Raw genomic sequence first — 17,728 nt, 5'->3', positions numbered from 1 at the left:
TCTGCGCCGCACGAACAACCAGTGACGTACTAGATAGCGAACGAACGGAGAGACCGTGGCGAAAAAAGGCTTCGCACACCTGCATGTGCACACCGAATACTCCATGCTGGATGGTGCCGCGCGACTGAGTGACCTCTTTACGCACACCCGTGAGCTCGGTATGGACTCCATCGCCACCAGTGATCATGGTTTCTTATTCGGCGCCTTCGACTTCTGGCGGCAGGCAAAAGCTAATGACGTGAAACCCATTATCGGGGTGGAAGCGTACCTGACTCCCGGAACGCATCGTAGTGACCGTTCCCGTGTGCGGTGGGGAGACGGTTCCCGCGATGATGTTTCTGGTGGTGGCGCATACACACACATGACCATGTGGGCGGAAACCACCGAGGGTATGCACAACCTATTCCGGGCTTCCTCTATCGCCTCCTTGGAAGGGCAGCTGTATAAGCCGCGCATGGACCGTGAGGTGCTGCAAACTTACTCCAAAGGTTTGATTGCCACCACCGGGTGCCCTTCAGGTGAGATTCAGACGCGTCTACGCCTGGGACAGTATCAGGAGGCGGTTGCTGCCGCCGCAGAATTCCGCGATATTTTCGGTAAGGGTAACTTCTATTGTGAAGTGATGGATCACGGCCTGTCTATTGAGAAAAATGTGGCTGCTGATCTGATGCGCCTCGCTAAAGAACTTGACCTGCCGTTTGTGGCAACTAACGATCTGCACTACACCAAACACGAAGACTACAATGCGCACGCGGCGCTGCTGTGCGTACAGTCAGGCTCAACCCTGGAAGACCCCAATCGCTTCAAATTTGATGCGGATAACTTTTACCTGCGTTCACCTGAGGAGATGTACTCCATCTTTGGCGATATTCCCGGGGCATGCGAGAACACCCTCGAAATCGCTGAGCGGTGCAACGTCGAGTTCAACACCAAAGCGAACTATATGCCGAACTTCCCGGTGCCTGAGGGAGAGAGCGAAGAATCATGGTTCGTGAAAGAAGTTGAGGCGGGGCTGCATTACCGGTTCCCCAACGGCATCCCTGATGAGGTACGTAAACAGGCGAATTATGAGGTTGAGGTTATTACCTCAATGGGCTTCCCCGGCTACTTCTTGGTGGTGGCGGACTTCATTAACTGGGCGAAACGCAATAATATTCGTGTGGGCCCGGGGCGTGGCTCCGGTGCGGGGTCGATGGTTGCGTACGCTATGCGCATCACCGAGCTGAACCCGCTGCGGCACGAACTGATTTTTGAGCGGTTCCTGAACCCTGACCGCGTCTCAATGCCTGACTTCGACGTGGACTTTGACGATCGCCGCCGCCCCGAGGTGATCCACTATGTGACTGAGAAGTACGGTGAAGATAAGGTCGCGCAGATCGTCACCTTCGGCACCATTAAAGCGAAGCAGGCGCTCAAAGACGCCTCCCGAGTGATGGGGTACCCTTACTCGGTGGGGGAGCGGCTCACCAAGGCAATGCCGCCGGATGTGATGGGAAAGAACATTGCCCTAGCGAACGTCTACAACAAAGACGATAAACGCTACGCCGAAGCAGGAGATTTGCGTGAGCTCATCGAAACCGACGACGTTTCGGGCAAGGTTTTTAAAACCGCTCAGGGCCTTGAAGGCCTAAAACGCCAGTGGGGCGTGCACGCTGCCGGTGTGATTATGTCCTCGGAGGTACTCACCGAAGTCATCCCTGTGATGCGCCGTGAAGCAGATGGGCAGGTGATCACCCAGTTTGATTACCCCACCTGTGAGGGGCTGGGCCTGATTAAGATGGACTTTCTGGGGCTGCGTAACCTCACCATCATCTCGGACGCTATTGAAAACATTAAAGCTAACCGTAATTTTGACCTCGACTTAGAGACGCTTGAGCTGAGCGATAAAGCATCCTACGAGCTGCTGGCGCGCGGTGATACGCTGGGCGTGTTCCAGCTCGATGGCGGACCGATGCGCTCGCTTCTGAAGCTTATGGAGCCTGAAGAGTTTGAGCATATTTCCGCTGTGCTTGCTCTCTACCGTCCCGGGCCGATGGGGGCGAACTCGCATACGAACTATGCGCTGCGCAAGAACGGTAAGCAGGAGATTACGGCGATCCATCCCGAACTGGAGGAGCCTCTTTCCGATATTTTGGGTACCACGTACGGTTTGATCGTGTACCAGGAACAGGTGATGGCGATCGCCCAGAAGGTGGCGAATTACACCCTTGGTGAGGCAGATCTTTTGCGCCGCGCAATGGGTAAGAAGAAAAAGGCTGAGCTGGATAAACAGTACGCCACGTTCCACGATGGCATGATTTCGAACGGATACTCTGAGGGCGCGGTAAAAGCCCTGTGGGATATTCTGCTGCCGTTTTCCGATTACGCGTTTAATAAGGCTCATACGGCTGCTTACGGGCTGGTTTCATACTGGACCGCATACTTGAAAGCGCACTACCCGCAGGAGTACATGGCTGCGCTGCTGACCAGTGTGGGCGATAACAAAGATAAGCTTGCCATGTACCTGAACGAGTGCCACCGTATGGGTATTACCGTGCTGCCGCCTGATGTGAATGAATCGGAGCTAACGTTCGCCCCGGTGGGTGACGATATCCGCTTCGGCATGGGCGCAGTCCGTAACGTGGGCGCGAACGTGGTGGATGGTATGATTACCGCCCGCAATGAGAAGGGCCGGTATGAGTCGTTCAGCGATTTCCTGCAAAAAGTGCCGTTGAGCGTGTGCAATAAGCGCACCATTGATTCGCTCATTAAAGCGGGTGCGTTTGACGATCTGGGGCATACCCGCCGTTCTCTTGCGCTCATGCATGAGGAGGCAATTGATGCGGCTGTCTCGGTGAAACGTAAGGAAGCCGCCGGGCAGTTTGACCTGTTCGGTTCCCTCGGGATGGGGGAGGAACTGGGCGAGGATCTGTCGGTATCGGTACCTGATGTTCCCGAGTGGGAACGGCGCGATAAGCTCAACTTTGAGCGTGACATGCTGGGGCTGTACGTCTCGGATCACCCGTTGCGCGGGCTGGAACGCGCCCTTTCCGATGCGTCCAGCACCTCGATTCACGACATTATGGAGGAAGAATCCCACATTAAAGACGGCGAGTTCGTCACAATCGCCGGGATGCTCACGGGCGTGTCACGGCGTATCGCTAAGTCAAGCGGTAACCAGTACGCCACTGCCGAGCTGGAAGACCCCTCGGGGGTGACGATCACCGTCATGTTCTTTGCCCGCACCTATGAGACGGTGGGTGGGGTACTCGCTGATGATTTGATCTGCTCAGTGCGTGGACGTGTACAACGTCGAGACGACGGCAGTGTGAATATTAGTGCCCAGGAGCTGACGATCCTGGAGCTTACCGAGGATGGGCGTACCGGCCCGGTGACGATCGCTATCCCCGAGTATCGTGCCACCGAATCGAACCTGGTGCACCTGCGGGATGTGCTGCTTGATCATCGGGGTTCGACGGATGTGCGCCTGGCCCTGCGCGGTCGGGAGAAAGAACAATTGGTGCTGTTGGAGGCTAAGCTGCGGGTGGAACCAAACCCCAGTTTATTCGGTGAGATTAAGACGATTTTCGGCCCCGGGTGCATCCGCCGCTAGGCTGTTGAGCCTTCATGAGGCAGCTGACGTGAGATGAGGTCGGCAGGGGCTTGGCTCTGCTCAAGCGGATGCGTTCAGGGCATATATACAGCAAACTATGCGGTTAGGGTCCCCTGTAGCGGGGTACACTGGGAATAAGTATGCTCACAGTGGGCGGTTATACCCCGTCCGACCGAGGAGGCTCCCTGTGTATTGCCCCTACTGCAAACACACCGATTCCCGAGTGGTTGACTCCCGCACCACCGATGACGGTGCCGCAATCCGCCGCCGCCGTCAGTGCACCGACTGCGGGCGCCGGTTTACCACGGTCGAAACAACCAGTATTTCTGTTATTAAACGCTCCGGGGTTACCGAGCCGTTCGACCGCGCTAAAATCGCTTCGGGTGTGCGTAAAGCCTGCCAGGGCAGGCCGGTCGGTGAGGATGACCTGGCGAAGCTCGCCCAGGAGGTAGAGGAACGTATCCGCGCCAAGGGGCTTGCCGAAATTAACGCGCATGAGGTGGGGCTGACTATTCTAGAGCCGCTATCGAAGCTGGATGCGGTGGCGTACCTGCGGTTCGCCAGTGTGTATCAGGCGTTTGAAAACCTTGAAGATTTTGAGGGGGCCATTGCTTTGCTCCGTAAAGATGCTGTGGGGGATGCGCTGCCCGAGGCTGAAGCACCTGCACCGAAACCCCGCAAGGCCAAGACGGAGACGGCCAGCACCAAAAAACCTAAAGAGGTTCCTCTGCAGGATACCCTGTTATAGGGCCACCCTACACCACGTATACTAATGTGCCCTACCGGTTGGAACTTGAACACCGGTAGGGCACACCTCTTTCTTATTGGCAGGTTTTCTCGGCGGGCTCTTTACGCCTCCCCGCGGCGTTGACGTTCGGGCAGCATACCGCCAGCCCACAGTGCCGCCCCCACAATACCGGCATTATTGCGCAGGGTTGCCATGACCATGGGGGTGCGAATCTCGTCCTCAAAATAAGGCATGAACTTTTCGGGGTTCTTCGAGATACCACCGCCGATAATGAAAAGGTCGGGGGAGAACAGTGCCTCAACATGCTGGAAGTACCGGCGCAGACGTTTACTTGCGTACTTCTTCCAGGAAAGTTCATGGACTTCGCGTGCCCGGGCGGACGCGCGGGATTCTGCATCGTGCCCGTCAATTTCAAGGTGCCCAAGTTCGGTGTTCGGCACCAGCACACCGTTATTAATGAGGGCGGAACCAATACCGGTCCCCAGGGTGATAACGGCGATGAGCCCCATCTTGTCTCGCCCCTGCCCGTAGGTGGCTTCGGCAAGACCTGCAGCATCGGCATCATTAATGCCGTAGACAGCTCTTGAATCCAGGGCGTCACTGATGAGCTGCTCAAGGTTAGTGTTAATCCAGGTCGGATCAACATTCGCGGCGGAGAACACCACACCGTTCTTCACCACAGCGGGGAAATCAACGCCAATAGCCGAGTGAGGTTCAGGCGCTAAATCGCGGGATTGAAGCTCATCAACAATCTGACGCGCCACCTGGGCAATGGCCTGCGGGGTTGCCGGTTGCGGGGTGGGGATGCGGAAACGCTCAGACACCAGGTTGCCGGTGCGCAGATCAACGATCCCGCCTTTCATCCCGGTGCCGCCAATATCAATACCGATCATTAGGTCTTTCGGCGTGGGCGCCGGGATATCGACATACTCTACTGACTCTTCGGCTGCGGAATTTGCCGCTGTACTCTTGCTCATGGGTTTCTCTTTCCTTGTTGTGTCTGCGTTATGAAGGGAATGCTGAATTAAGGCAGGGTGAGAACATCCACGCCGTCTGATGTGACAACCATGGTGTGCTCAAACTGGGCGGTACGTTTACGGTCACGGGTGACCACGGTCCAATTGTCGTCCCACAAATCCCACTCAATGGTGCCTAGGGTCAGCATGGGCTCAATAGTGAAGATCATGCCTTCTTTAATCTCGGTGTCGTAGGCGGGCGCCGCATCGTAGTGGGGAATAATAAGGCCTGAATGGAATTCGCGGCCTACACCGTGCCCGGTGTAGTCACGCACCACACCGTACCCAAAACGCGCCGCATATTTTTCAATCACGCGGCCAATAACGTTAATCTGACGGCCCGGTTTAACTGCTTTCATCGCACGGTTAAGGGCCTCTTCGGTGCGTTCAACCAACAGGCGGGACTCCTCATCAACGTTGCCCACCAGCAAAGTCTTATTGGTATCGCCGTGCATTCCGTCAAGGTAGGCGGTGACGTCAAGATTCAGAATGTCGCCGTCCTCAAGCACCGTAGAATCGGGAATGCCGTGGCAGATCACCTCATTCAGCGAGGTACACACCGACTTCGGGTAGCCGCGGTAGTCCACGGTGGAGGGGTAGGCGCCGTGATCACAAATATACTCATGAACCAGCACATCAATCTGGTCGGTTGTTGTCCCCGGGACGGCAATCTTCGCCGCTTCCACAATGGCACCGGCGGCGACCTTACCGGCTGCACGCACCCTCTCAACCTCTTCAGGGGTGTACATATTTGAATCGTTGCCCTCATTGGCGGTGGGTTTCCCCACGTACTCGGGACGAACAATGTCTGCCGGTACTTTACGCATGGGGGTGATGGTGCCGGGGGCCAAGCACCCTACGGGTGCGGTACCCGGTTCTGCGGGAAGATTATGAGAAGTAGCCATACCTAATATTTTAGCGGCGCCCACCCGCACTGGGACCGGGCAGACACCCAAATCCTGAACCTTTTGCCAACTGGTGTATTATTTTCCGCGCTGTTTTCAGCGGTGCGGGGGTAAACACATGCGAAGCGAGCACGGATAAGATACCGTGAAAGGTACATACCGTACATATAGATACACTCATGTAGTGTGAGACTAAGGAGAGACTGTGAGCCTGAAAAATGATATGACCCCCGGCCCCCACGAGACCGAATACTGGTACAACACCTCCACTGGGGAGGTTGAAGAAGGGCAGCAGAGCAAGATCACTCACCTGTGGGGCCCTTATAAGACCCGTGAAGAGGCGGAACACGCTATGGAAACCGCCCAGAAACGCAACGAAGAATGGGATAACCAGTGGAAGGACTAGACCCCACCAGCGGTAGGGGTGTCCCTCAATGATGCGTTAAATATTTCCGGCTGGCCCATACACATGATGCGTACGGAACCAGCCGGAAAAAACATGCTGGCTGTGGGCTGGCCTTAGTTGAATGTGTGCTCATCGGCCGGGAATGAGCCAGCCCGTACCTCAGAGCGGTAAGCGCGAGCTGCATCCTCCAGCAGCTGCCCCACTTGGGCGAACTGCTTCACGAAAGTAGGCATCCGCCCTTGACGCACGCCCATGGCGTCCTGCCACACCAGCACCTGCCCGTCAGCAGTATTACCCGCACCAATGCCGATGGTGGGTACCGCACCCACTGCCTGGTTAACACGTTCAGCAGTTTCTGCGGTTACCATCTCCATGAGGATGCAGAAAGCGCCAGCAGCGGCGAGTGCCCGGGCGTCTTCAACTACCCGGTCGGCGGTACCGTGACGGCCCTGAACCCTGAAACCGCCCAGGGCGTGCTCAGCCTGCGGGGTGAACCCCACGTGCGCAACTACCGGGATGCCAGCGGTTACGAGGGCTTGCACCCAGTCGGCCATGCGCGCATCGGCCTCAATTTTTACGGCGTGCGCCCCGCCTTCTTTCATGAGGCGCGCCGCAGAAGCAACCGCCTGCTGCGGCGACTGCTCGTAGGTGCCAAACGGCAGATCGGCGACCACCATTGCCCGTTTCGCCCCGCGTGATACTGCGGCCACCATCGGGATTATCTCATCAAGGGTGATGGCTAGGGTGGAGTCGTAACCAAGCATCACATTCGCGGCCGAGTCACCAATAAGAAGCATCTCAATGCCTGCGCGGTCAAAAACCTGCGCTGTGGAAAAGTCGTAGCAGGTGAGCATTGAGAACTTCTCACCCTCAGCCTTAGCCCGCTCCAGGTGGATGGTGCGGATTTTTTTCACCGTATCAAGGCTAAAGGGCGTTTGGGCCATGCCGGGTGTCTCGGCAGTGTTCGTTACAGTGGACGTTGCATAGGGTGCGTTTTCGTTCTCACTCATGCCTATAGTTTATCCTGCCTAACCCCTGGCACCGGTACCTGCGTTAGCGTTTAGTGAACGCCGCGCGTGCCGCCTCTAGGGCACTGGTAGAACGCTGGTATCGTTCTGCCAGCGGTTTCTTGCGTGTCGATAGAGGCTGAGTAGCTCTCTGGTACAGCCACTGAGCGCGTTCCAAGCGGTTTGCTGAGGCAGGTTTTGTCTTCTGCTTATCTTGCACGGGTTGCGTTTTGGTGCTTATGCGCGCGCATGCGATATACTGCTCGGCCAGCGCCACATGTGCACCTATTAGGTTTTCCTGGGTTTTTGTGCGCGCCTTTGAACCGATGAGTTTCTGCTCCTGGGCCAGCAGGGAGGCGGTGTCCTCCAGAACGCGGAACATATAGTCTAGCGGCGCGAAATCTTCGGTTTCTAAACGGTCGCGCAGGGTGCGGCGAAGCGCCGCCCGCTGTTGTTCGGCAACCGAAAAATTATGGGAAACTTCCTCAGATAAGAAAGCATCCAGCAGGGTATTTGCCGCCGTCTCACATTCGCGCACGGCCAGAGGCAAACGCCCCAAAACTTCCAGAGATTCAAAGAGAGAATCGAGAAGATCATTCGCCTCATCCACCCAAGAGCGTAGCTCTTTGAGCTTCTTCCGGGTCTTGGGGGTATTCACCGGCTGGTCGGTTGTGGAGGATGCTTCTGCCAATTCTGTGTGCTCATTGCTGGCACGTTTCAGCAGCTTTTCAGCACGGTTATTCATGGCTTGCAGATCGTTAAGTGGCAGGCCCCGGTACGCCAGCAGGGCACGTTCTATGAGCGCAGCAGCTTGGGTGCGGCGGTTGTGGGCCGCGGCAATAGCTGCGCCTAGGGTATCTACCTCATCCTTCACTACGGAACCTTTAGGTGTGGGCCCACGCTTTGAGGGTGCTTTTGACGTATCCTCATGTTTTTGCGTCTTGTGCGTGCGCTGTTTTCTTCTCGCCCAGAGGTAGCGGAAGATAATCCATGCGCCGTAGGGAGCAAAAAGTATGGCTAGTGCGGTGAGGATAATCCCTACCTTCCGGGATTCGTTCCCGGAGGATTGTGAGGAAGTACCTGGTTTTACACCGATATCGGCTTCAGCCGATGCTTTAGCGGAGGCCTCTTGATCCCTCTGATAACGGGCGAGCTGGGGAGGCTCTTCCCTGCCGGGGGAGCCAAAAAGAGTTGAAGCATTTATTCCTGCCTGCTCGATGGCGTCACTATTTCTATGATGCCGTGCCCAATCGGCGGCAGATTTATCGATCTCCGCATACTTGTACAGGTATTGCGCATCCTCATCACTGAGCCACGAGGGGTCTTTAGCCACCAGAGAGATCTGATAGTTATCGGCGGTTGCTATCAGTAGTACTGCATGATCGGGGGCGTTATTACGCTGCAGAAAATCACGCCCCCACCGTATGCGTTCCGCCTGCAACTCTTCATCACTGCGTTGCTGGCCGGACTGTTGTTTGGGGCTGCCGCCGTCAGTATTATCGATCACCACAATATACAGGTGACCGTTGTACTTGGTGGCAATTTTTTGCGTCATACTCTCAAGATATTTAAGGTCATTGTCGGTGAGAATAAGACCGGTGCGGTCAATAACTGCGTGCTGAGAATCCAGTGGGGCGGAGAAAACCTCTGTCGCCTGTGCAACACCGGGGGACAATACACCAGCGGCTACAGTACAGGTGGCACCTAAAAGCACTGTGAGCACAGCAGAAAAGAGCAGACGCAATAACTTTAACCCTGTTCTTACCACGGGTACCTCACTATCAGGCTGCGGTTACAAAACCTACGAATACGAGACATAGCTATGGCCACCCGCATACTAGTCTTCCGGTTTGTTGCGCCTGCGACGACGCATCCACACGTAGCCAATAACCCCTGCCGCAGCTACAGCGCCGAGAACCGCAAGAATCACTGCACTGTTTGGTGAATCTTGTGAAGAACTTCTCTGCGCCGCCTCAGCACTGGGGTTGGGGCTCCACTTACCGCCCGCGCCCGGGCCCTCCCCGAAACCCGGGTTATACGCGGGGCCGAACGCGTGCGGGGAGGGCCGTGCCGCAATAATGCGGTCGTACAGGCCGTCTTTCTGAAGTGCAGCTTCGAGGCTGGTAAGAGTTGCATCCCACTTTCCCTCATGTACAGTGCTCTCAATGGAGGGCACCCCGTCTGCCGGGTGCTCGGAGTATAGTTTTTGAGCTTCATCATTCTGCAAAGGACCGTGTGGAGAATGGTAGAGGCTCGCTTGATGGGTGTCCGTTTCTACCACCAGCAGCGCATCATAGGCGTCAAGATGATTCTTCTGAGTAAACTGATACGCCCACAGCATCCGTTTCTTATCTTCCGGGGTTTGACCCGCAGGCTTCGGGGCGGCATTGGGGGATGCACTCGAGGGAGCCGAGGGAACCTCTGTAGGGGAAGCATCCGGCACCGCAGTTTTTACAAACACAATATAAAAACGGAACGGGCGTTTTGAATGAATATTTGTCAGCTTTTGTGAGGCCTCCTGTACCTGCTGCTGGCTCAGCACGTCCGCCTTATCAACAATAGGGTGCGAGGGGTCAAACCGGTGCTCGAAAACGCTTTCAGCATGGGCGGCAGGTGCTGCGGGAGAGGGGAGGAACAGTGGGGCGCCTGATCCACCCAGCCCAAGAGCCACAGCTAAGGCAATTTGAGTGATTCGCTGTGACCACCGGGAACGGCACACGCTGCCCGCGCCCGCACGCGTACATGTGAGCGGGGCGTCCTGCGGATTGCGGTGGGAAGAATAGTGAGCAATAACTCTGTTCAATAAGCTACTCATTAAGACTGTATTTCTCCCAGTTTTCTATGGCCAATTTGTCGATATTCGGAATATTAGTGCGTGATTGGTCGGGCTTGTTGCTATCTTCCAGTGTGTTACTTTTTGGTGTGCCAGCAAAAATACGGGATAAGCCGCGATATACCTTAATAATAAAATTGCCGAACCCTATAATAGCGGCGCATATAAACGCGATAAAAAGACCAATAATTAAAAATACTAATACGGTATCTAAAAATCCGTTACTTTCTTTAGGAGCAGCTTTTGTCTTGGCGTCCAGCGATTCTTTTCTGATGCCTTCTAAGGCGGCTCTTATAATACCCCCGAAATCGTTGTAGTTTGATTTCTCTTTAACGTAGTCATTATTAATCTTATGTAATGAGTTATCGCTGATGAAGCCGCTGTCATTAGTGGTTACCAAGCATTTTCGCGGATCATCACGTGTCCCATCTCCCTGGCAGACAAGCACCGCAGTGCGTGCGGGGGCGTTATTAACGCGTAAGAACTCTTTGCCCCACTCCTGTAAATCTGATGGGTTTTCTGGTTTGGTCAGCAGCACAACATACAGCTGGGCGTCGTTGTTTTTATTAAAACTTATAAGTTCGGGCCATAATTTCGGGTCGGTGAGTGAGTACGATGTGAGACTAAAGACTGGGTCTTCAGGATTAAGCTCTGTTTTCATAACAGACTGGCCCGCTGCTGTGGGCGAAGGTGTAGGTGATGGGGTAGGCGTGGCTGTTTGCGGAGCGGGCTGAATATTATATTTATCTGGGTACCCTGTGCTATTGTCAAAAGCTTTAGCCATAGCCTGTGCTATACCCGTAAAATCACGTTTTTCAAGGAGCGGGTTTATTATTTTATTTCTTATTTCAGAGCCCTCAGTGGCACCCAGATAATGCATATTAAGAGAGTGGAAACTGGCTTCTGGGGTGGCGTTTTTATCACCAGTACCCTGCGGGTCCAGCTCTATGAGAAGCAGCGCAGTTTTATCATCGGGGCCTGCACCATTCTGCCGCAAAAATTTATGCCCCCAGTTGTCAGCCCATTCCGGGGCGGCCCTGTCAATCACCACAACCTGCAACGAGACCCCGCGTCGCGCGGAGACATCCGCAAGAGGAACACTCATCTGTTGGATTTGTTCCGTACTGAGCACACCTGTTTTATCAACGACTGGATGCGCGGGATCCAGCCGTGAGTCAAAAGTGCGGGTGCCTACTACAGCAGAAGAAGCAGACGGAAGAACAACACTGGTCACCACGGTATGCCCAACACCTAGTACAGCAGCGAGCGCCATTGCCAGAAAGGTGCGGTGCGTCCTGCGGAATGTGCGGCGGATGCGCTCAGTGCACGTGTGGGTAGGGAAAGTATTCACTAGCGCTTGTTCCTCACAAAAGTTCGGAGAATAAATACTTTAAATAAGTATAAAGTACGTTGATTCTGCGTTGGTTGCGAGGGTTACCCCCCCCGCGTGCTGTCTGCAAAGTAGTGCTGGGTCTGCGGTGCAGCTCTGGCGGGCGGCACCCTCCCGCTATTCCTAGAAGAAATGAGTGCGTGGCTATGCGGCGAAACCTTCTCGTGTGGCCTCGGAGAGCACATACTCCAGCTCTTGCAGGATCGTATGGTTCTTATACCCCAAATGAGGCAGCAGCTCCCGGCACCAGTCAAAGTGATCCCAAATATCCGTATTTGCTTTATCCCAGAAGAGCTGGTGCATGAACCGGATGGCCGCTGATTTGCGAAGAGGAGCATATGTTAGGTTGTGTGAATCTAGATATTTCCAGATAAGCACCCGGGCGTTCTCAAGGGCTTGAGGTGATACGTTTCCTGCGTGCCAGTACCCTTCGGCAGCCTCAAGATGTGCCCTGAGTTTTTCGGGGATTTTATGCTCGATTCGGGGGATAAAACGGAAGCAGAACTCAATGTAGATTCTGTATGCTTCCTGCTCCGTAAAGTTCCCTTCTAGGCCATCAATAATATCTAAGATACGCTGCTCGTCAGCCACGGGTTCCCTCTTTTTCCTCGTTTAGTGCGGGAGCTTAGTAGTGTATGGGTATGAGGATTTAGCGCATTTTCCAGACTGAGTTTTCCTAGAGCTCCGCGCACGTTCCGCATATTCTACAGGCCCTATTGTATGCGCATCAGAGAAGAAACCCGGGGCGGACAGTTGCGCACGAATTGAGGTGGCGGGAATTAGAAACGTGAACTGGTGGCTGTGGCTGCCTGCGCAACGATGGGAACCTGCACACCGCAGAGGCAACACGGGCGCACAGAATTTACATAAACGAAACCTGTACCCTGGGCGTTCCGCCGCAGAACCCGATAGGCTAGAGGAGAGACAAAACCGTGACAGCGCACGCGTGTGCGCCCGGTACCGCTCACCGCCGACTCAACGACCGCCCGGATCGAGGGAGAAACATATGGACCGTCAGCAGGAATTCGTGATGCGCACCATTGAGGAGCGTGACATCCGCTTTATTCGCCTCTGGTTCACCGATGTGGTTGGCACCCTCAAATCTGTGGCGCTCGCCCCCGCCGAGGTTGAAAGCGCCTTTGAGGAAGGGCTGGGGTTTGATGGCTCGTCCATTGAGGGCCTCTCCCGGGTGTACGAGTCAGACATGCTGCTGCAGCCTGACCCCTCAACATTCCAGATCCTGCCGTGGCGCGGCGCCGAATCCCACACCTCCCGCATGTTCTGCGACATCCTCACCCCAGATGGGGAAGCGAGCGCATCCGACACCCGCGGCGTTCTTAAACGCACCCTGAACCGTGCCGCCGAAATGGGGTTCACCTGCTACACCTCACCCGAGATCGAGTTCTACCTCCTTAAATCCACGGAGCTGGGGGCTGACGGGTTCCCCGTCCCGGTGGACTACGAGTCGTATTTCGACCACACACCCGGCGGGATTGTGCAGGATTTCCGCCGTAATGCGGTGACCATGCTGGAAGAGGTCGGCATTTCGGTGGAGTTCAGCCACCACGAAACCGGCCCCGGGCAGAACGAGATCGACCTGCGTCACGCCGACGCCCTGCAAACCGCCGATAATGTAATGACATTCCGCACCGTCATTAAAGAGGTGGCGTTTACCCGAAACATGTACGCCACATTCATGCCCAAGCCTTTCACCAAATATGCTGGCAGTGGGATGCACACCCATTTCTCCCTGTTTGAGGGGGACACCAACGCATTCTTCGAGGCGGGTGCCGAATACCGGCTCTCAAAAACGGGGCGGCATTTTATTGCCGGGGTACTCAAGCATGCCCCCGAATTCACGGCGGTCACCAACCAGTTCATTAACTCGTATAAGCGCCTGTGGGGCGGCGGGGAAGCACCCAGCTACGTTTCGTGGGGGCACAATAACCGGTCTGCGCTGGTGCGGGTTCCGCTGTATAAACCAAACAAGATGCAGTCGGCCCGCATTGAATACCGCGGCCTTGACTCGGCCTCTAACCCGTACCTGGCGTATGCGGTGATTCTTTCTGCCGGGCTGAAAGGCATTGAAAACGAGTATGAGCTGATGCCAGCGGTGACCGAAGATTTGGCGGCAATGACAACCGCTGAACGCCGCGCCATGGGGTACCACCCGCTGCCAGCGTCGCTGCGGGAAGCCATTAACCTGACCGAGGACTCCGAGTTCATGGCTGAGGTGCTGGGGGAGCAGGTGTTTGAGCATTTCCTGCGGAATAAGCGGGCCGACTGGGAAGACTACCGGGCACAGGTGACCCCGTACGAGCTTAAACACAACCTGGGCATCCTCTAACGCTGCTTGCGGGCAGGCTATGAGGGATGCGTCGGGTACTACGTACCGGGAAGGTGAGTATGAATCAAGCGGAACCAGAGCATACACCCCAGAACGGGCGGGAAACGCACCCCAGAGGCACCGCATCTGGCACCGAGAGCCACCTCACCGGTGCTGCCCATGCGGTGGGAGCGGCAGATGCAGCCGACGCTGATTTATCTAAACCCGCTGATACCGAGCAGGCTGAGGAGCAGCGCCGCACCCGCACACGGTTGCGGGCGCAAATGGTCAGTGCGGGTTTCTATGACTCCGGCAAAAGCGAACGCTGGCTAGAGGCCCCTGAGCTTGCCTCCGTGGACCGGGTAAACCTGTTCGCGGGGCTGCGGTACGCGCCTTCACCGGATACCGCCCTACCAGCGTTAGTGCGGCTGATTGAGAAACACCCGCCGGTTGCTGAACGGGCTAACTGCGGCGAAAAACAGATGGGTCTGTTCCGGCTGCTGGGCGCATCCCAGGCGGTGGGAGATTTTCTGTACCGCCACCCGCAGACGATCGACCCGCTCTTTGACACTGATACGGTGCGCGGCGAGACGGAGCTGGTGGCGACTGAACACCCGAAAACGGTACTAGATACCCCCGAAACAGACACGCCGAATAAAACACCGGAACGGGCGCAGAAGAGCCCCCTTCCCCAGAGCGCCCCGCTTAATACCCCGTACCGGTCCCGTCTGCTACACGCCGTCGGTGCCGACCCGGACGCTGAACGCCCGCGCGCCCGTGCAGAGCTCACCGGCAAAGACGGGTACGTGGCTTTACGGGTGGCCTACCGTGCGGAGCTGGCAAAAATAGCGCTGATTGATGTGTGCTCACCCGACCCGGTGGAGCTCATGCCCACCATTGGACGGCACCTTGCTGACCTTGCCGCCGCCGCCCTAGAGGGGGCGCTCGCTATCGCCCGCACCGAAGTCGCTGAAGGCGCTGGCGGGGGGCTGTGCGCCGCCCCCGCGCGTGGCGCATCCGTGGATGCCCTGGATCTGGCAATTATTGGCATGGGCAAGTGCGGGGCACGTGAACTGAACTATATTTCTGACGTGGACGTGGTGTACGTGATCGCCCCCGCACCCGCCAGTGACCTGCCCGAGGGGGTGGAGCCGCTCACCGAGCAGGAGTGCGCGCAGATCGGCACGGAACTGGTGCACACCCTCACGAAAGTAATCATGGCCCCAGCCCCGGAGCCGCCCCTGTGGGAGGTGGACGCGAACCTGCGCCCCGAAGGTAAGGACGGGCCGCTGGTGCGCACCGTCGAATCCTACGTGAGCTACTACAAGCGGTGGGCGGAGAACTGGGAGTTCCAGGCGCTGCTGAAAGCCCGCCCGGTTGCAGGTTCGGCGCACCTGGGGCGGCGTTTCGCCCACGCGATCGACCCGTTCGTGTGGGACTCAGCGGCGCGGGAGTCCTTCGTTGAGTCGGTGCAGGCGATGCGCGCCCGCGTGACCGACAATATCCCCTCAGCGCAGGTGGAACAGCAGATAAAGCTCGGCCCCGGCGGGCTGCGTGATATTGAGTTCACGGTTCAGCTGCTGCAGCTGGTGCACGGGCGCACCGACCCCACGGTACGCACCAAATCCACCATCGAATCTTTAGAAGCGCTGACCGGTTCAAGCTACATTAGCCGCGCCGACGCGCAGACATTCGCACTCTACTACAAGAAACTGCGCCTGCTGGAGCACCGCATCCAGCTGTCCCAGCTGCGCCGCACCCACCTGATGCCCGCCAAAGAGCACGAGAGGCGCGCCTTGGCCCGTTCGCTTGTTTCCCCGGAGAGGCTGGGTACTCTCTCGGCGGAGCAAATGTATAAGGCGTGGCAGAAACTCAAACGGAACGTGCGTTCCCTCCACGAGCGTGTCTTCTTCCGCCCGCTGCTGGCGGCGGTCTCAACCTTGAGCCGTGACGAAGTGGTGCTCACAGAATCAGCTGCCCAAGACCGCCTGGCTGCGCTCGGGTACCGCGACCCACGCGGAGCTATGCGGCATATTCAGGCGCTCACCAGCGGGGTGAGCCGCCGCGCCGAAATTCAGCGGCACCTGATGCCCGTGCTCCTGGGGTGGTTTGCTGACGGGGTGGACGCGGACGCCGGGCTGCTGGGGTTCCGCATTGTTTCTGAGTCGCTGGGAACCACCAGCTGGTACCTGCGCATGCTGCGCGATTCACCTGCCGCTGCGGAGCGGTTGTGCCACATACTTTCAAGCTCCCGGTACATCACCGACCTGTTGGAGGATGCGCCCACCTCCATCACCTGGCTCGATAAGGTTGCCGACCTGCAGCCGCTGGGTGCGGCCGCGCTCAAAGCCGAGATAGCCTCGCTGCTGTCGCGGCATGACGACTCCGCGGAGGCGATGCGCGCCGTACGGTACCTGCGCCGCCGCGAAATTCTGCGCATCGCCATGGGGGACGCCCTGAACCTGCTGGGCGTGCAGCAGGTGTGCACCGGGCTTGCGACCGTGGACGAGTGCACCATCGGCGCGGCGCTCGCCCTAGCCGAGCGTGAGGAAATAACGGCGAAAGAACGTGAAGAAGCCGCCGGGATTAGGGAAATCCCCGAGGAGGAACCGGAGAACCCGCTGCTGACTGAGATCACGGTGATCGCCATGGGCCGCCTGGGTGGCGCCGAGAACGGCTTCGGTTCCGACGCGGACGTGATGTTTGTGCACCGCCCCGTGGAAGGAGCCGGTGAAGAGGAAGCCCAGTCGCAGGCGAACCGTATTGTAAACAGGCTGATGCAGCTGATTAAACAGCCGGTACGCCCGGCAATCCGGGCCGAACGCCCGCTTGAGGTAGACGCAGATTTGCGCCCGGAAGGTAAGCAGGGGGCGATGGTGCGCTCGCTGGATTCGTACCGCGCCTACTATGAGCGCTGGGCGGAGACTTGGGAGTTTCAGGCGCTTCTGCGGGCGCGCCCGATTGCTGGTTCTGAGGAGCTGGGGCGTGCGTTTATTGAGCTGATTGACCCGTACCGGTACCCGCGTGAGTTCACGGCTGAGCAGGCGCAGCAGGTGCGGCGCATGAAGGCGCGCGTGGAGCATGAGCGCATGCCGCACGGGGCAGACCGCACCCGGCAGCTGAAACTGGGGCGCGGCGGGCTCTCTGACGTGGAGTGGCTGGTTCAGCTGATTCAGCTGCAGCACGCCCATGAGGTGCAGGGGCTGCGCACCACCTCAACCCTGGAGGCGCTGAACGCCGCCGTGGAAGCAAACCTGGTGGCTGCCGAAGACGCCGAAGTACTGCGGGACGCTTGGCTGCTGGCGACCAAGATTCGCGGCGGCAATGTGCTGCGTGGCGTGCGCCAGTCTGATTTGCTGCCCACCCTGCGCGATGCCCTGGAGGCGGTCGCCCGCTGGAGCGGCTACTCCCCAGGCAGCGCCCGCCAACTGGAAGAAGACTATTTACGAGTTACCCGAAATGCCAGGAAAGTTTACGAAAGGCTTTTCTTTGAAGGGTAAGAACA

12 protein-coding genes are annotated in these 17,728 nt (G+C 57.2%); 5 read left to right on the top strand and 7 right to left on the bottom strand.

Features of this window, described 5'->3' with window-relative positions:
- Positions 1–55: 55 nt before the first annotated feature.
- Entirely contained in the window at positions 56–3,592 is a 3,537-nt protein-coding gene (dnaE, locus tag I6I94_RS02415) for a DNA polymerase III subunit alpha (protein ID WP_006888870.1), read from the top strand.
- A 187-nt stretch (positions 3,593–3,779) separates the two neighbouring features.
- Positions 3,780–4,340 carry a transcriptional regulator NrdR gene (gene nrdR / locus I6I94_RS02410; RefSeq protein WP_201620838.1) on the top strand — a complete coding sequence of 187 codons (561 nt, stop codon included), beginning with the start codon at positions 3,780–3,782 and terminating at the stop codon, positions 4,338–4,340.
- 101 nt (positions 4,341–4,441) lie between these two features.
- Here the strand turns inward: nrdR and ppgK are convergent, their stop codons facing one another.
- Entirely contained in the window at positions 4,442–5,233 is a 792-nt protein-coding gene (gene ppgK, locus I6I94_RS02405) for a polyphosphate--glucose phosphotransferase (RefSeq protein WP_006888834.1), read from the bottom strand.
- Between the two features lie 131 nt (positions 5,234–5,364).
- A complete protein-coding gene (map, locus tag I6I94_RS02400; protein WP_037235648.1) occupies positions 5,365–6,261 on the bottom strand; it encodes a type I methionyl aminopeptidase in 897 nt (298 codons plus the stop codon).
- Between the two features lie 223 nt (positions 6,262–6,484).
- Here map and I6I94_RS02395 point away from each other — a divergent pair, with 223 nt between their 5' ends.
- Complete coding sequence (locus I6I94_RS02395) at positions 6,485–6,667, top strand: hypothetical protein (protein ID WP_023134599.1); 183 nt, start codon at positions 6,485–6,487, stop codon at positions 6,665–6,667.
- A 113-nt stretch (positions 6,668–6,780) separates the two neighbouring features.
- Here I6I94_RS02395 and panB read toward each other — a convergent pair whose 3' ends face one another.
- From panB to I6I94_RS02370, 5 genes are all read right to left on the bottom strand, one after another.
- Entirely contained in the window at positions 6,781–7,677 is an 897-nt protein-coding gene (gene panB, locus I6I94_RS02390; protein WP_128087638.1) for a 3-methyl-2-oxobutanoate hydroxymethyltransferase, read from the bottom strand.
- Positions 7,678–7,720: 43 nt separating this feature from the next.
- Entirely contained in the window at positions 7,721–9,229 is a 1,509-nt protein-coding gene (locus I6I94_RS02385; protein WP_201620836.1) for a hypothetical protein, read from the bottom strand.
- Positions 9,230–9,511: 282 nt separating this feature from the next.
- Positions 9,512–10,489 carry a TPM domain-containing protein gene (locus I6I94_RS02380; protein ID WP_128087640.1) on the bottom strand — a complete coding sequence of 326 codons (978 nt, stop codon included), beginning with the start codon at positions 10,487–10,489 and terminating at the stop codon, positions 9,512–9,514.
- The gene (locus tag I6I94_RS02375) at positions 10,482–11,858 is read right to left on the bottom strand and encodes a TPM domain-containing protein (protein WP_128087641.1); all 1,377 of its coding nucleotides are present in this window, start codon (positions 11,856–11,858) and stop codon (positions 10,482–10,484) included. Before I6I94_RS02375 ends, I6I94_RS02380 begins: the two co-directional genes overlap by 8 nt.
- Before the next feature lie 183 nt (positions 11,859–12,041).
- Positions 12,042–12,488 (bottom strand): hypothetical protein, encoded by a 447-nt coding sequence (locus I6I94_RS02370; RefSeq protein ID WP_128087642.1) that lies wholly within the window; start codon positions 12,486–12,488, stop codon positions 12,042–12,044.
- Positions 12,489–12,903: 415 nt separating this feature from the next.
- Between I6I94_RS02370 and I6I94_RS02365 the strand changes: the two genes are divergently transcribed.
- On the top strand, positions 12,904–14,244 hold the full coding sequence (locus I6I94_RS02365; RefSeq protein ID WP_006888867.1) for a glutamine synthetase family protein: 1,341 nt from the start codon (positions 12,904–12,906) through the stop codon (positions 14,242–14,244).
- Positions 14,245–14,303: 59 nt separating this feature from the next.
- Complete coding sequence (locus tag I6I94_RS02360) at positions 14,304–17,723, top strand: bifunctional [glutamine synthetase] adenylyltransferase/[glutamine synthetase]-adenylyl-L-tyrosine phosphorylase (protein ID WP_236588903.1); 3,420 nt, start codon at positions 14,304–14,306, stop codon at positions 17,721–17,723.
- The last annotated feature ends 5 nt before the right edge of the window (positions 17,724–17,728 follow it).

The organism is Rothia aeria (genome assembly GCF_016726365.1).
Taxonomy (GTDB): Bacteria; Actinomycetota; Actinomycetes; order Actinomycetales; family Micrococcaceae; genus Rothia; species Rothia aeria.
The sequence above is the reverse complement of the archived record's forward strand: the minus strand, read 5'-3'. Positions and strand labels throughout refer to the sequence as shown.

Bases quoted from the DNA above. Each gene is read 5' to 3' on its own strand.
- I6I94_RS02385 (WP_201620836.1), bottom strand. From the start codon at position 9,229: ATGACGCAAAAAATTGCCACCAAGTACAACGGTCACCTGTATATTGTG.
- ppgK (WP_006888834.1), bottom strand. From the start codon at position 5,233: ATGATCGGTATTGATATTGGCGGCACCGGGATGAAAGGCGGGATCGTT.
- I6I94_RS02380 (WP_128087640.1), bottom strand. From the start codon at position 10,489: ATGAGTAGCTTATTGAACAGAGTTATTGCTCACTATTCTTCCCACCGC.
- map (WP_037235648.1), bottom strand. From the start codon at position 6,261: ATGGCTACTTCTCATAATCTTCCCGCAGAACCGGGTACCGCACCCGTA.
- I6I94_RS02395 (WP_023134599.1), top strand. From the start codon at position 6,485: ATGACCCCCGGCCCCCACGAGACCGAATACTGGTACAACACCTCCACT.
- I6I94_RS02360 (WP_236588903.1), top strand. From the start codon at position 14,304: ATGAATCAAGCGGAACCAGAGCATACACCCCAGAACGGGCGGGAAACG.
- I6I94_RS02365 (WP_006888867.1), top strand. From the start codon at position 12,904: ATGGACCGTCAGCAGGAATTCGTGATGCGCACCATTGAGGAGCGTGAC.
- panB (WP_128087638.1), bottom strand. From the start codon at position 7,677: ATGAGTGAGAACGAAAACGCACCCTATGCAACGTCCACTGTAACGAAC.